This is a genomic window from Stenotrophomonas sp. YJH_SMC_135 (genome assembly GCF_059372355.1).
This window is the reverse complement of record NZ_JCAFVN010000001.1, coordinates 82,144-96,325: the sequence shown is the minus strand read 5'-3', so window position 1 is coordinate 96,325 and position 14,182 is coordinate 82,144. Positions and strand designations below refer to the sequence as shown.

20 protein-coding genes are annotated in these 14,182 nt (G+C 64.0%); 17 read left to right on the top strand and 3 right to left on the bottom strand.

Features of this window, described 5'->3' with window-relative positions:
* Window positions 1-12: 12 nt before the first annotated feature.
* From AC5P98_RS00550 to AC5P98_RS00505, 10 genes are read left to right on the top strand one after another with little or no spacing between them, the layout of a single operon-like run.
* Window positions 13-2,460 (top strand): phage tail fiber domain-containing protein, encoded by a 2,448-nt coding sequence (locus AC5P98_RS00550; RefSeq protein ID WP_480984517.1) that lies wholly within the window; start codon window positions 13-15, stop codon window positions 2,458-2,460.
* A 24-nt stretch (window positions 2,461-2,484) separates the two neighbouring features.
* Window positions 2,485-5,259: a tail fiber domain-containing protein gene (locus AC5P98_RS00545; RefSeq protein ID WP_480984518.1), complete on the top strand. Its 2,775-nt coding sequence runs from the start codon at window positions 2,485-2,487 to the stop codon at window positions 5,257-5,259.
* On the top strand, window positions 5,259-5,744 hold the full coding sequence (locus AC5P98_RS00540; protein WP_285289516.1) for a hypothetical protein: 486 nt from the start codon (window positions 5,259-5,261) through the stop codon (window positions 5,742-5,744). The genes AC5P98_RS00545 and AC5P98_RS00540 overlap by 1 nt, the downstream gene beginning before the upstream one ends.
* A 26-nt stretch (window positions 5,745-5,770) precedes the next feature.
* Complete coding sequence (locus tag AC5P98_RS00535) at window positions 5,771-6,040, top strand: phage holin family protein (RefSeq protein ID WP_005412393.1); 270 nt, start codon at window positions 5,771-5,773, stop codon at window positions 6,038-6,040.
* Window positions 6,037-6,282 carry a DNA packaging protein gene (locus AC5P98_RS00530; RefSeq protein WP_049447213.1) on the top strand — a complete coding sequence of 82 codons (246 nt, stop codon included), beginning with the start codon at window positions 6,037-6,039 and terminating at the stop codon, window positions 6,280-6,282. The genes AC5P98_RS00535 and AC5P98_RS00530 overlap by 4 nt, the downstream gene beginning before the upstream one ends.
* 8 nt (window positions 6,283-6,290) lie before the next feature.
* Window positions 6,291-7,955, top strand: a complete 1,665-nt coding sequence (gene terL, locus AC5P98_RS00525; protein ID WP_239515487.1) for a phage terminase large subunit — start codon at window positions 6,291-6,293, stop codon at window positions 7,953-7,955.
* Between the two features lie 8 nt (window positions 7,956-7,963).
* Entirely contained in the window at window positions 7,964-8,155 is a 192-nt protein-coding gene (locus tag AC5P98_RS00520) for an LPXTG cell wall anchor domain-containing protein (RefSeq protein ID WP_049397867.1), read from the top strand.
* Window positions 8,152-8,598 carry a lysozyme gene (locus AC5P98_RS00515; protein WP_329750759.1) on the top strand — a complete coding sequence of 149 codons (447 nt, stop codon included), beginning with the start codon at window positions 8,152-8,154 and terminating at the stop codon, window positions 8,596-8,598. The genes AC5P98_RS00520 and AC5P98_RS00515 overlap by 4 nt, the downstream gene beginning before the upstream one ends.
* On the top strand, window positions 8,595-8,903 hold the full coding sequence (locus tag AC5P98_RS00510; RefSeq protein ID WP_111174102.1) for a hypothetical protein: 309 nt from the start codon (window positions 8,595-8,597) through the stop codon (window positions 8,901-8,903). The genes AC5P98_RS00515 and AC5P98_RS00510 overlap by 4 nt, the downstream gene beginning before the upstream one ends.
* Window positions 8,900-9,352: a hypothetical protein gene (locus tag AC5P98_RS00505; protein ID WP_336340892.1), complete on the top strand. Its 453-nt coding sequence runs from the start codon at window positions 8,900-8,902 to the stop codon at window positions 9,350-9,352. Before AC5P98_RS00510 ends, AC5P98_RS00505 begins: the two co-directional genes overlap by 4 nt.
* Here AC5P98_RS00505 and AC5P98_RS00500 read toward each other — a convergent pair.
* From AC5P98_RS00500 to AC5P98_RS00490, 3 genes are all read right to left on the bottom strand, one after another.
* The gene (locus tag AC5P98_RS00500; protein WP_480984520.1) at window positions 9,335-9,760 is read right to left on the bottom strand and encodes a response regulator; all 426 of its coding nucleotides are present in this window, start codon (window positions 9,758-9,760) and stop codon (window positions 9,335-9,337) included. The two genes, AC5P98_RS00505 and AC5P98_RS00500, sit on opposite strands and share 18 nt — an antisense overlap.
* 100 nt (window positions 9,761-9,860) lie before the next feature.
* Complete coding sequence (locus tag AC5P98_RS00495) at window positions 9,861-10,193, bottom strand: hypothetical protein (protein WP_235641933.1); 333 nt, start codon at window positions 10,191-10,193, stop codon at window positions 9,861-9,863.
* 215 nt (window positions 10,194-10,408) lie between these two features.
* A complete protein-coding gene (locus AC5P98_RS00490; protein WP_032961796.1) occupies window positions 10,409-10,738 on the bottom strand; it encodes a hypothetical protein in 330 nt (109 codons plus the stop codon).
* A gap of 1,076 nt (window positions 10,739-11,814) precedes the next feature.
* Between AC5P98_RS00490 and AC5P98_RS00485 the strand changes: the two genes are divergently transcribed.
* The 7 genes from AC5P98_RS00485 to AC5P98_RS00455 all read left to right on the top strand — a co-directional run bounded on the left by AC5P98_RS00485 (window position 11,815) and on the right by AC5P98_RS00455 (window position 14,131).
* On the top strand, window positions 11,815-11,976 hold the full coding sequence (locus AC5P98_RS00485; protein WP_154267699.1) for a hypothetical protein: 162 nt from the start codon (window positions 11,815-11,817) through the stop codon (window positions 11,974-11,976).
* A 68-nt stretch (window positions 11,977-12,044) separates the two neighbouring features.
* A complete protein-coding gene (locus AC5P98_RS00480) occupies window positions 12,045-12,215 on the top strand; it encodes a hypothetical protein (protein WP_004154558.1) in 171 nt (56 codons plus the stop codon).
* Between the two features lie 64 nt (window positions 12,216-12,279).
* The gene (locus AC5P98_RS00475) at window positions 12,280-12,879 is read left to right on the top strand and encodes a DNA polymerase III subunit beta family protein (protein ID WP_005412385.1); all 600 of its coding nucleotides are present in this window, start codon (window positions 12,280-12,282) and stop codon (window positions 12,877-12,879) included.
* 52 nt (window positions 12,880-12,931) lie between these two features.
* The gene (locus tag AC5P98_RS00470) at window positions 12,932-13,255 is read left to right on the top strand and encodes a hypothetical protein (protein ID WP_480984521.1); all 324 of its coding nucleotides are present in this window, start codon (window positions 12,932-12,934) and stop codon (window positions 13,253-13,255) included.
* A complete protein-coding gene (locus AC5P98_RS00465) occupies window positions 13,255-13,695 on the top strand; it encodes a hypothetical protein (RefSeq protein ID WP_005412383.1) in 441 nt (146 codons plus the stop codon). Before AC5P98_RS00470 ends, AC5P98_RS00465 begins: the two co-directional genes overlap by 1 nt.
* Window positions 13,692-13,874, top strand: coding sequence for a hypothetical protein (locus AC5P98_RS00460; protein WP_032961794.1), 183 nt, complete (start codon window positions 13,692-13,694; stop codon window positions 13,872-13,874). Before AC5P98_RS00465 ends, AC5P98_RS00460 begins: the two co-directional genes overlap by 4 nt.
* A complete protein-coding gene (locus AC5P98_RS00455; protein ID WP_032961791.1) occupies window positions 13,871-14,131 on the top strand; it encodes a hypothetical protein in 261 nt (86 codons plus the stop codon). Before AC5P98_RS00460 ends, AC5P98_RS00455 begins: the two co-directional genes overlap by 4 nt.
* Window positions 14,132-14,182: the final 51 nt, after the last annotated feature.

Here is a 14,182-nt window from a genome sequence, read left to right as displayed (position 1 = left end):
TTTTGAGAACGCATGATCGAACTATCGCGCGGCCTCTCCTTCGTGCTCTACACCTACGAGGGAGGCCCTACGCGGTTCACCGTGCCGTTCCCGTACATCGCCCGCGAACACATCCGGGCGTTCGTCGGTGAACCGGACGCGGCCCGCGCTGTCTCCGTGTCGTGGGTGGACGCCAGCACCATCGAGATTCCGTCGCAGGATGGCGTGCTCGACGCACCCTACACTGTGACCATCCGGCGATTCACGCCGATTGACGCCCTCCTGGTCAACTACAAGGAAGGCGCAAACCTCCCGGCGCGCGACTTGTCCAAGTCGTTCCGCCAACTGCTGTACGCACACCAAGAACTCGCCGAGTTCGGTGGCGGTAGCGGCCTCCCCGGTGGCACCCCCGGCAACGGCGGTGGCTCCTCGGACCTCAACGCAATCATCGAGCAGCTCCTCCGCTCTCCCGCACTCCAGGACCTCCTGACGCGCATCGAGCTGATCGACATGAACGCCGAGGCGATCCTGGAGGAGATCATGCGCTCGCACGAGTTCTTCGACGTGCAGCGCGACTACGGCGACAAGATCAGCACGGCAACCCACGAGATCGGGCTGCTGACCGAGGGCAACCGCGTCATCGCCCAGCAGATCATCGACCTGTTCGCGCGTGTCGATACCAGCGAGCGGAGCAACCAGGCTCAGTTCCTGGAGGTCAACCGGGCCATCGCAGACGAGACCTCGGCGCGTGTCGAGGCGCTGACCGAGCTGCAAGCTCAGATCGTCCAGAACGGCGAGGTCGTGTCCGCAGCGCTCAACCAGCGGATCGACGAGGTGGAATCCACCACCGAGGAAGCCCGCGCGGCCACCGAGCAACGCCTCGGCGCACAGATCGACGACAGCGTGGCGCAAATGCGCGACGCCGTGATGGTCGAGGTGGACGCCACGAAGGCGCGCGTCTCCGACGTGGAGACCGCAGTGGTCCAGCACGGCGAGAACATCGCTGGCCTGGCGCAGACCACGGAAGCCCTGACGACCGCCGAGGGTGCCAACACGGCATTCCGGCAGCAGATGGCGGCCAGCTACGGGGCGAACGTCCCGCAGGGCATCGCCAACGAGATCGACGGCCAGGTGGCCGCCGTGTCGGCTGCTTTCGAGCAGCGCATCGACACTGAGGCGTCCGCGCGCGAGGCCCTGGCAACCCAGGTGTCCACGCTCCAGACGACCACCGCGCCGACGATCTTCTCCGAGACGCAGCCCACGGCTCCCGCTGGCGGCTTCAAGGTCCCGACGTTCTGGATCAAGACCGGTCAGACCGGCGCGTACCTGACCCACGTTTGGGACGGCACGAGCTGGCGCAAGGCCGACATCGACACCACGTCACCGACCGGTGCGCTGGTGCAGCAGCTCCAGTCCACCAAGATCACCGCAGAGCAGGCACAGTCCATCGCAAGCACCCAGGTGCAGGCGTTCAAGGACGGCGCATTCGCCACGCTCCAGCAGAACTTCTCCGTCGTCGCAGGCGAACACGCTGGCATGTACGGGCAGTGGCAGGCGAACTACTCGGTCAAGATCAACGCAGGCACTGTCAACGGCGTCCCTGTCGTAGCAGGTATTGCCCTGTCAGCGAATCCTGCGACGGGCAGCGACTTCATCGTCACGGCCGACCGCTTCGCCTTCGTCCACCCGCAGTACACTCAGGGCGGCAACCTGGCGAGCGTGAAGTACCCGTTCGTGATTGGCAGCGTGGGCGGCCAGTCCACCGTGGGCATCCAAGGCGCCCTCGTCGTGGATGGAACCATCACTGCGGACAAGCTCAGAGTGAACAGCCTGTCGGCACTCACCGCGAACGCTGGCACGATTAACGGCGGCACCTTCAAGACCCACTCGCTGGACGGAAACGGCAACGTCATTAACGCGGCTGAGTTCCGGGTCGAAATCTCCAACCTGGGCGACTGGCCCCTCTGGATCGGCTCCGGCGTGAAGACCGCCAACAATGCTGTCTTCTATGTGGATCGAGGCGGTGGTGCATTCTTCCGGGGCAAGGTCAACGCGCCCAATGTCGTCGGTCAGTTCCAGGCCGCCGCAGCAATCACTTGGTCTGGTGCAGTCAACCTTGGTGGCCCGCGCGAGGAAGTCGAGGTGATGCGCTTCTGGCTTCCTGCGCCGCTGCTTGCCGGGGAGCAGCACATCCCGGCAATCAACCTCAGTATCGTCCACGACCAAGCCTACTGCCCTGTGTACGTACTACAGCAGCGTGTCGGCTCCGTCTGGCTCGACGTCACCCGCGCGGGCATGGACGGCATCTACTCGTCCGGATCGACCGCGATCCCTATGGGCCGCTACGGGCAGATCAGCGGCGCCGGTTATCAGACCGGCTCCGAGTCCGAGTTTCGCCTTCTGATTGTTCAAGACCTCGACAGCCTGCGTAAGAACGGAATCGTCCGCTCGGTTCGCGGCTACGTATTCGGCATTCGCTAACCAACATAGAGAATCCTCAAACGCATGAGCAACAATCCCGGTTACGTCTCCAACTCGGAACTGGCCTCTCGCCTGTCGAAAGTAGTTGACCGCTGGAATACCCGCGAGAATCAGATGATCTCGCTGCTGACGCAGGACGAAGGCACTGTCGTTGTCACGGACGGCCTCGGCGTCAACCACACGCTACCGTCGTTCCCGCAGCTCCAGAAGGACGTGACGGCAATGACCGACGAGCTGACCGGCTCGGTCGTGCAGGTACGCGACCTGGTGTCCGTGGCAACCGGCATGGCGAACGCAGCGGCCGAGTCTGCCAGTGAAGCCCTGGGCTTCTCCGACGCCGCCGAGGCGTCCGCCGTGCGGGCTGCGGAATCTGCTGCCAGCATCGAGGACGACGTTATCGCCTCGGCCGAAGCGGCGGCTACCGCTGTCGCAAAGGCTGGCGAAGCAAGCGCATCGGCGTCTGCGGCGGCAACCAAGGCAGCCGAGGCCGGTGCTTCGGCCGTTGATGCCGCAGCATCCTCGCAGGCAGCGTCGGCCTCTGCCGCCTCGGCCGGTGACTCGATGTCGCAGGCTCGGGCGGCGGCGAACGCTGCTGACGCTTCGCGCGCCGCTTCGGCGGCCGTGCTGGTGGAAATGACGGACCTGGCAGACCTGGTGGAGGCAGACGCGCAGTCGGCCGCCGCCTCCAAGACCGCCGCAGCTGGCAGCGCAACCGCTGCTGCCGCCTCGGTGACCAGCGCAACCTCCCAGGCCAACCGGGCGGAAGCCCAGGCGTCCATCGCCACCACCAAGGCCAGCGAAGCGGCTGGTTCGGCGGTAACCGCGGCCGGCCATGCCTCCGCAGCGTCCGGCTCGGCGTCGGCCGCCTCCACCTCAGCGCAGACCGCATCGTCGGCCAAGACCGCTGCCGAGGCTGCCCGCGACAAGGCGAACCTGTACGCGAACGCTCCCCAGGGCACCGAGGTTTCGCCGGGCGAGTTCTCGGCGAAGCATTGGGCCGCCCAGGCTCAGGCTGCGGCTACCGGCTCCCTGATCTACATGGGGTCGTGGGACGCGAGCACCGGGGCATTCCCGGCGAACCCCGTGAAGGGTCACTTCTACAAGGTCGTCGGCGAAGGCACCGTGGGGGGCATCCACTGGCGAGTCGGCGACCAGGCGCTCTACGGCGCTACCTGGGAGAAGATCGACAACACCGATCAGGTAACCAGCGTCGCCGGGAAGCAGGGCGACGTGACCCTCGTGGCTGGCGACATCGGCGGGCTGGGCGCGCTGGCGACCCGCAACGACGTGGACTTCAACACCCACGTCACCGGCAAGCCGACGACCTACCCGCCGAGCACCCACACGCACACCAAGGCGCAGGTCGGCCTCGACAAGGTGGACAACACCGCCGACCTCGACAAGCCGATCAGCACCGCGACGCAGGCGGCGCTCGACGGCAAGGCGGCGGCGTCGCACACGCACTCCATCGCCAACGTGACCGGCCTCCAGGCTGCGCTCGACGGTAAGGCCGCGGCGTCGCACTCGCACACCATCGCCAACGTCACGGGCCTGCAAGCGGCGCTGGACGCGAAGGCGAACCTGTCCGGGGCGAACTTCACTGGACCTGTCGGCGTTGGTTCTGCGGGGGACGGCAACGACCTACTCACGTTCAACAGCGAACGCTCGTGGTCGTTTAAGCAGGTGGGCACGGCCGCTGAGACCGTTCTCCAGCTGTATGACAACACTGGTGCCAAGAGGTTCCAGATCGCAGCGGCGCAGACCAACAACGTGATCGAGATCGATCCGGCCAAGTCCGCGATCAAGATCAACGGCAAAGCTGTTTGGCACTCGGGCACCTTCAACCCCGCCAGCAAGGCAGACGTGAGCCACACGCACACCATTGCCAACGTCACGGGCCTCCAAGCTGCGCTCGACGGCAAGGCGAGCCTGGGCGGCGCAACCTTCACCGGACAGGTCACTCTGGCCTACTCCGCGCCTCTGCGGTTGACCGGCATGGGTGCAGCGGGAACCGTGTACATCCACGGAACGAACGGCGCTGGCGATGACGTCTGCTCGATCACCCGCGTGAACACGAACAGCTGGTACAACCTGTACTGGAACGGCGCTGCGAATATCGCGGGCCGCCTGACGGCTGGCGATCAGATTTACCTCAACGCGGGCTGGTTCCGCTCGCAGCAATCCGGCACCGGCTGGTACTCGGAGCCGCATGGCGGCGGCTGGTTCATGCAAGACAATTCGTACATCCGCAGCTACGGCAGCAAGCGCGTGTTGATCTCGTCGGGCGGCGGTGCGGACGGCGACCTCCGCCTGGAAAGCACCTCCCCGACCATTACCTTCTACGACACCGATCTCGGAACGACTCACTGGCTCCACTGTAACGACAACAACCTGGGCTTCCTCGCGTCTAACAGTTTCGCCTGGGCCTGCTTCCGCAACAATAACAACGACTGGCAGTGTCAGAGCAACAGCATTTCCTACGCTTCGGACGCCCGTCTCAAGGAGAACATCGCGCCCATCGCGCGAACTGCGGTGGACGACTTCTTCTCGAAGTTCCGAGTGCGGGAGTTCGATTGGAACGACGAACGGATCAAGGAGCTGAACCCCGGCTTCACCTACTCGGCCAAGCACGAGTACGGCGCAATCGCGCAGGAAGTCGAGGAGGTTCTGCCGTACATGGTCTACGAGTCCGAGCATAACGGGATCAAGACGATCCTGTGGGACAAGGCCGTGCCGTTCCTGATTGCCGAGGTGCAGGCGCTCCGTAAGGAAGTCGCAGAGCTGCGGGGAGGTGCCTGATGGCCCTCCCTGGCTCCGGTGCGATCTCCTGGGAAATGATCCGTGCCGAGTTCGGCGGCGGGTATCCGATCTACGCGCACCAGTATTACCGGGGCGCTGGATTGGTGCCCGACGTTCCTGCCAACTACGGCGTACCCACGAGCGGCCCGCTCTACGCCTCGCAGTTCTACAACGCGGTCAAGGCGACGCCGTTCCAAGCGTCGTTGTCGCCGAGCTGGCTGATGGGGAGCTGGCCGCAGAACACCAGCGGCACGATCAGCAGATCGTTCACCGTTAGCTGTTCGGGCGGCACCGGCAACTACTCGGTGATCTCTCGCACGGTGGACGGTGGCGCTTCGATCTCCGGCAGCGGCCTCGGCGGAACCGTGACCGCATCTGGCCGCAACACTAGCCGCATGGGCACTTTCACCGTAGTCGTCACCGATGGCGTAACGCAGATCACTTTGAGCGGCAGCTACGAGTACAGCTTCGGCGTTCCGATCTAACGCCCTTACCACCTACAAGAGACCTAATGCACGATGAAGTGAAGCTGGTCGGCGCTCTCGCGGGCGTCGGCCTCATCGTGGGCATCGCAAAGATGCTCACGTCGAACGACCCGATCACCTGGAAGCAGGCGCTCGGCCGCGCAATCCTCTCCGGCGCTACCGGCCTTGCCGCTGGTGCCATCGTCATTTTCATCCCCGGCGTCTCCTTCGTCGCCCAGGTCGCGCTCGCGTGCATCCTGGCGTCGCTCGGCACGTCCGCGCTGGAGACCGTACTGAACCGCGTCGTCAACAAGTGACCGCCCCCAAGGATGCCTTGGAGCGACTGCACGCCGCAGTCGCGGACAAGCTCGCCGACACCATCGACACGATGGAGTCGGACGCGAAGGGCCTGGCCTCGATCCTCAACGTGGCCCGGCAGTTTCTCAAGGACAACGGCATCGACGTTGCTGCCACGCCGCCCGGCTCTCCGCTGGGCAAGCTGGCGGACAAGGTGTCCGAGTTCCCGTTCGATCCCGCTGAGGACGGGCGGCTGAACTGATGGAGGGCATGACGAGCCTCCACGTTCGTCACCCTTTCGAGGACTTCCGCAACTTCGCCTGGTACGTCTGGAAGGAGCTGGGGCTACCAAGCCCCACTCCGATCCAGTACGACATCTGCGAGTTCCTGAAAACCGGCCCGCGCCGTCGCGTCATCATGGCGTACCGCGGCGTCGGCAAGTCCTGGGTGACGGCCGCCTACGTCTGCTGGCTTCTCTGGAAAGACCCCCAGCACAAGATCATGGTGGTCTCGGCATCGAAGGAACGCGCCGATGCGTTCTCGGTGTTCGTCAAGCGTCTGATCGAAACTCTGCCTGAGCTGCAACACCTGCGCCCGCGCCCGGACCAGCGCAACTCGAACCTGGCGTTCGATGTCGGTCCCGCGCAGCCCGATCAGTCGCCCTCGGTGAAGTCGGTCGGCATCAACGGCCAGCTCACCGGCTCCCGCGCCGACACCATCATCGCGGACGACATCGAAGTCCCGAAGAACTCCATGACCGTCGTGCAGCGCGAGAAGCTCGCCGAGCTGGTCAAGGAGTTCGACGCGGTGCTCAAGCCGGGCGGCGAGATCATCTACCTCGGCACTCCGCAGACCGAGGAGTCGCTCTACAACAAGCTGCCCGAGCGCGGCTACGTCATCCGCATCTGGCCTGCGCGCTACCCGAAGGACACCAAGCACCGCCAGGTGTATGGCGACCGGCTCGCGCCGATGATCGCCGATGCGTTCGACGCAAACCCCAAGCTCGCCTGGAAGAACTGCGAGAGCGTCCGCTTCTCCGATGAGGACTTGATGGAGCGCGAGGCGTCCTACGGACGCTCCGGCTTCATGCTCCAGTTCATGCTCGATGCGTCGCTGTCCGACGCCGAGAAGTACCCGCTCAAGCTGTCCGACCTGATCGTGATGGACGTGGACCGCGAGGTCGCTCCGATCCGCGTGGTCTACAGCAGCGGCCCGGAGTACATCGTCAGCGACATCCCGTCCGTGGGCTTCACTGGCGACCGCCTGTACCGGCCCATGTACCTCGCCTCGGAAATGGAGGAGTTCACCGGCAAGGTGCTCGCCATCGACCCCTCGGGCCGAGGCGGCGACGAAACCGGCTATGCGGTCGTCGGCATGCTTCGCGGCATGCTCTACGCGCGCCGTGCTGGCGCGACCAAGGGCGGCTACGACGACGACACGCTGGAGACCCTGGCGCACATCGCACGCGCCGAGAAGGTCTCCGCAGTCCTCATTGAGGCCAACTTCGGTGACGGCATGTTCGCCAAGATGCTCTCCGGCGTCCTGGCGCGCGTGTACCCGTGCTCCATCGAGGAGGTGAAGCACTACGGCACCTCGAAGGAGAACCGAATCATCGACGTGCTGGAGCCTGTGCTGAACCAGCATCGCTTGGTGGTCGATGCCTCGATCATCCGTGCCGATCAGAAGTCCGAACAGAAGTACCAGCTGTTCTACCAGCTGACGCGCATCACGCGCGACCGCGGCGCACTGCGCCACGACGACCGCCTCGAAGCGCTGGCGATGGCCGTGAAGTATTGGGCCGACCAGCTCTCCCGAGACGTGTCCAAGGAGGAGCAGCGCTACCTGGAGGAGCTGCTCGACCGCGAGTACGCCTCCTTCATCCAGTCCGTGACCGGCCGCATGCCGTCACCCGACAACTACCTCGACATCCTGTAGGAGACCCAATGTCCAACACGCTCGCTGCGTGGCTGATGGCGCTCGCCGCCGCTGCCCTGCTGTACCTGTTCCTGCGCCGCAAGAACGACGACGACAACGACGACCCGAGCGCACCCGCGCCGGTAACGCCGTGCGACTGCAACCACGCTCCCTGCTGCCACACCCAGGGCGGCCAGTCGAACCCCTACGCCCCGGTGTGAGCCAGGCTGTCCAGCTCGCGCGCCCCCTGACGATGAAGTCGGAGGGTCTGCGCCTGGTGGCCTACCTGTGCCCCGCAGACAAGTGGACCATCGGCTACGGCCACACCGGCAGTGACGTGAGGCCCGGCCTCCGCATCACCGAGGAACGCGCTGTGGAACTGCTGGAGGCTGATCTCTCCAAGGCCGCTACGGTCGTCCGTCGATACGTACGCGTGCCCCTCAGCGCGCCGCAGGAAGCCGCTCTGATCGACTTCGTGTTCAACCTTGGCGAGGGCAACTTCGCCAGCTCCACCCTGCTCCGCGTGCTCAACGCGGGCGACTACGCGGCGGTGCCCGCACAGCTCCGCCGATGGACCAAGGGTCGCGTCAGGGGTGTGCTGAGGGACCTGCCCGGCCTCATCGACCGCCGCGAGGCGGAAGTCAAACTCTGGAACTCCAAGTGACCATCAAGACCATCTACAACCGCGCCAGCGAGCGCCTGGTGCGCGCCTACGAGCGCGCCAAGGGGTACGTAGCGCTGCGCATTGCCCTCGCCTCGCAGTGGCTCCTGGAGAGCCTGCGCGAGACCTCCCGTCGCACCTACACCGGCTGGCTGTTCGTCGCCGTGTTCCTGGCGCTGCCCTACGTCGTCCTCGGCGGCCTGTGGGAGCACCTGCGGAATGCCGCGGAGCGCCTGTGGGATGACGTGAGCGACATCGAGTGGGCTGCGTTCACCCCGAGCTACTGGCGGGAGCACATCAAGCAGTGACCACGCTGGCCTTTGACGGCCGGCTCGTTGCTATCGACTCGCAGGTCACCGCTGGTGATCTGCGGTACGAGGAGGAGAAGTTCTACCGCACCACCGACACCACCGGGCGCGACCTGGTGGTGTTCGGCGCGGGCACCACTTCCCACATCCAGCGAGCCGTGCGCGAGCTGTCGGAGGGATTCGACGAACTGACCAAGGGCGAGTACACGATCCTCGTGGTCGGCCTGCGGGACAACCCGGTGGCCTTCTACCACGACGGTCTCCCTCTCGACCTCCGGCGCGACTTCCTCGTCGCCGGTAGTGGTGGTGCGATTGCCCTGGCCGCCATGAAGGCAGGCCACAACGCGACCGAAGCAGTCCTCATGGCCTGCTCGACGGACCTCTATAGCGGTCCTCCGGTGCAGACCTACGACACAGTGACCAAGCGCTTCCTAAAACAGCGGGAATGAGCTACTGGCGCATGGACGCGCCAAAACAGAAATACCGATTTGGCGAGTCCTATCAAGCGCGCTCATGAGTTCTCTGATGCTGTACGGCTTCTGGAGGAAGGTCGCCCATTGGTGTGCGTCAGGTAACTGTGGGTTAGGAACTCCGGACGCGAACATGTAGGGAATCCGGTGCGACAGAAGGTAATCGGCGACGGATACCGAGGCTCCGTCCTGCGTCTGGATGTCTAAAATCGCCGCGTGAAATGCTCGGGTCGCTATGCGCTCGAACGCCTCGGATGACGAGGCGACCACATCGACCTCATAACCCTGCATCGTCAGGATTTCCTTCAACATCCCTGAAAGGTCAGAGTCATCTTCTATGACCAACAACGACCCGAGGCGACCCTCGCCGTTTGTACCCGAAACCATCGCGCTCTCCCACGCCTACGTTCCCAAGCGGCTCGTACCGTAATCGACGGCTCGTTAAGAGACAGTAAGCGACTCTACGCGTACCTGAACAATTCAGCTATTACACCAATTCCTCGTCCTTAAACCACCAAATCACAGCCAAGACGACGAACCAAACGATCAGCGGGACGCCAATCGTGAATTCCACGAGTAGGCCTCTCATGTGCTCGTGCTGCGCGGCCTCAGTCAGTGCAGAATCCAGAATTGGCACCGCATCGGCCACCACGCTGTACGCGGTCGTGTCATCGTTTATGACCTCGCGGGTACGTTCGACCAGCTCCCGTGCTGCTCGAAGCTTCGCGTGCTGATAGGCGGCGGGCACTCCAGCACAGACCAGCGAGAGGACAGTGACCAGCGCCGCCAAGCGAATGAGGAGGGTATTGAGCGATGCCATAGATGCTCGTTGTAATGTCTATGCCAACCGCTAAGTTTATTCGACCACGGAGCACTGGGAGGGCTTGACAAGGGTGCTATCATAGTAAGACCTAAGTATTACTCTAGCAGGACTATAGAGTTCTATTCATTGGTATTCACCATCAAGTAGAGCTACAGTTCTCCTATGCACTCCTGGGGTGTTCCTCTGTCCTCCTTGGGTGCCACTGCGGCGGACTAGACCTCCGTCCCATCCTTGATGACCCATAGCACCACGCCCGCACCAATCCAAGCGAGCGCCGGGATGCCCAAAGCGAGCTGGAGAAACAGGTTGCGGGAATTGCGGTTGCTGATGAGGTCATTCGTCGCGGCGTCAAACGTCCGCACCGCCTCATCAACCAACACCTGCGGCGAGGCGTCGTTCTCGATGATCTGCTCGTTCCAGGAACGCAACTCCTCAGCGCTCCTTACGCCGGTCTGAAAGTACGCGGCAGGGAGTCCTGCGAGCACTAAGGCCAGGACGGTGATCGCGGTAGCGGTTCTTATCGTGTATCGGCGGGCGTACATAACGTCTCCTCGAAGTGACAGAGGTGGTCGAAAGGTTTGCGGCAAATTTCCGAAGGAGTATCCAACTACTTGGAACGGCGCGATCACCCCCCGTAGGGGGTCGCCCCCTGTAGCGTAAGGCACGATGCGCCCCCTTCGCGTCACCTGCGGCGTCACCACCTCGGCTAACCTACTGATTCCAAAGGTGAACCACCGGATTAGGTATCCAGTGCCTAGGCTATCCCATGCGACACCTGGGCAACCTGCAGACATCCGCGCTCAAACGTTCGCGCCTCTGTCTGTCCCTATCTGTCTTTTTGCCCCGACCGCCACGCGCCCACCTCGGCACCACCTCGGCACACCTGCCGACCACCTCGGCGCACACTGCCCCGGCCTATGCCCACCTGCCGCCCACCACGGCCAGCCAATGCGCCACCACGGCCCACGCAAGGCCCGCCACGGGCATCCCTACCGCCCCGCCTATAGAAGCTCCCCACGCGCGCGCTAGGCGCTCCCTGCGACCATCCAAAATCGTTGCCATCGGGGTATTGACAGCCATGCGGGGATTGATCTAATCTATACCCGTCGCCAGCAACACGGCGGCAGCGGAAAAGGCGGCGACAGACGTGCGACCGATGGATCGACAGCACCTAGAGCTTATCCCGCCAGCACTGAGGACTAGCCCCAAAGGCCCCTAAGCGCACCGCAGGTAACGTCCGGCTCAACCATCCCCCCACCGGGAGTGATTGACAAACCGGGAGCAAAAGGGCATAATGCCCACCATCGAACAACGGCCGCAGGGTGCGGTCGGGACAGTAGGAAAGGGGCAGGCAGGAGCGCCGCCCACGGCAGAACGCGGGGAGCTGGGAACACTAGCCGCGCCGGGAAGTGTAAGGGCCGATGAAGGCCGCCACGGATACCGGGTCACCGCCAGAAAGAGCGGGGCCATCTGTACGGGATTCCTAGGCGAGCTGGAGGCGCTCCCGGAAGCTGGCGACGGTCAGATTCCATGCCTTACGAGCATGAGTCTGACCGCCAAAGCGCCCCTACCGTTGTGATGGGGCGTTTTGGTGGTCCGATTCACTGGAGAGCAACCCATGACGATGATCCCGTTTGATATGACCGCCCGCGACTACTACGTGGCCGGTTGCATCCGCCGCGGCATCCGCGAGCACCGCGCCCGACTCAACGAGCGGGAGCGCCAGGCACACAAGAACCGCACCCAAGTTGCGCCTTGTCCATCCCCCGTTGTCATCTGATCCCCTTTCGTCAACCCGGTTTTCCACACCCCGCCGACGTGTGACGGCGGGTCTTTTTTGGAGCTACCATGAGCACCAATGGACCACTGGAGGACTTGCAAGTGCGCAAGCTCACCGCTGAGATTCGCAAGATCAACCGCGAGAGCGACAAGCTGATGATGGAGACCCGGTGGTATCCGCTGGTGGTCGCCACGGCCTTTGTGGCTGGCATCGTCACGCTGACCAAGCTGTTCCTCTAACAGCGCCCTACCCCAATCCCCCGAAGCCGCCGCAAGGCGGCTTTTTTGTTGCCCGGAGAAAGCTATGAACAAAATTCCTTCCGCCCTGATCGCCGCCGCTCTGCATGTGGCCCCCAAGAATGACGTTCGCTTCTACTTGAATGGCGTGCTGATTGAGTCGCACGCCGATGGTGCGATCATCGTTGCTACAGACGGCCACCGCATGCTTGTGGTGCGTACCAGCCTGCCGTGGGACATTGGCAAGATCATCGTGCCGCGCAATGCGTGCGAGCTGGTCGCCAAGATGAAGGGCGATGTCTATTTCAGCGCCGTGGGCGATGCCAGCCGGTTCAAGGCGGAGCGCGGAGGCCAGGCCATTGAGTTTGCTGCCGTTGATGGAACCTACCCGGACTGGCGTGCTGCGGTGTCCAAGCCGAACGAACTCAAGCTGTCCGGATTCGCGCCTGCCGTCCTCGAAGGCGTAGTGAAGGCGGCCGGTGTAATTTGCAAGGCATTCGGCGGCAAGGCCACTTCACTGATTCCGGTGACTGGCGGCGACGTGGCGGCCATGTTCGGTATTGGCGGCATCACCGATCCGAGCATCAGGTGCGCGTCTTTGATCGTCATGCCAATGCGCGACTCGTCATACCCGGAAGCCCTGTGCAGCGACGCGCTCCGCGCTTAACCCGAACCCATCAGCCGCCGCAAGGCGGCTTTTTTGTTGCCCGGAGAAAGCCATGAACCTCGACAACTACGCCCCCGAGAGCGCAAAGCGCATAGCCGTGGCGCTGGTGGATGCCGCCCTCGCCGCTGGTTACTCGCTCGGCGTCTACGACGGCGAAGAAACCACGGTGCGGCACAGCCGCGACCGACAGGAAGTGTTGGAGGCCCTCGCCTCTACCGACCGCGATCACCTGCGGTTCTACCGACCGGACGCAACAAAGGCGGGGTTTGTGCTCCTGATTTGGGAGAACGGGGACGACGCCGCGAGCGACTGGAGCGACAACGACGAGACCAACGCGCTGGTGATGCCGGTGCTGCGCGGGCTGGGGGTGCTGTGATGGAACTGCGCACCTACGGAACCCGCAACGTGTTCCTGGCACAGCCGGGGCGCTATCACGAACAACTGGCGGCGACCGCGATGACGCCGCAGCAAGCCGAGGAGTTCGCCACCGTGGTCAACCGCGCAATCAGGGATACCGACTTCGACCCCATCGACCTCGCGCAGCTGGCGAGCGGGTGGACGTGGCCCGAGCCGATGAGCACCGCGCCGCTGGGCATTGAGGACTCCGAATTTCTTGTCGAGGTGGCGCGCATGCTGCACCGCCTCTGGCAGGAGGTCGGCGAGCAGTGGAGCGGCGTTTGGGCCTACGACATCGCCGACCCGCTGGGCGGGTGGCTGTCGAGGAACGGCATCAACCACGAGACCGCCGATGGCGTGGCCCGCGCCGAGCAGCAGGCCCGCGCATGGATCGCCGAGGGCATGGGAGCCGCGCGATGAGCTACCGCGAGGAGGACATCTTGTTCGAGACCGAAAAGGCATGGGTGCTGCGCAAGGGGCCGAACCATTTTGAGGTCTACAAAATCGGCCTCACCCACTCGACACGCCACGGCATTTTTCACAACATCCCCGGCGCACTGGATCGCGCCATCGAACACGCAAAGGGCCTGTCGCAATGAGCAATGACAACGAGCTGGCTGTACCTGCCGGTGACAAGCTGGTCACCCTGGGCGACCGATCGGTCTCCTACGGTCCCCGCCAAGAGTTCGACGGGAGCGTCGAGCCTTGCGCACCGATGGCCGCGCAGTTTTGGGGCGTCTACCGCTGGGCCGGTAAGGACCGCTGGTGGTGGATTGCCGACGTGGCCGACGAGGACACCGCCCGCGCAGTGGCCGCCGCCTACCTGCTGAACGTCAAGCCCGATTGGGCGCACTGACCGACAACCACCACTGATCCCGAGGCCCGCCTAGTGCGGGCCTTCGCATTT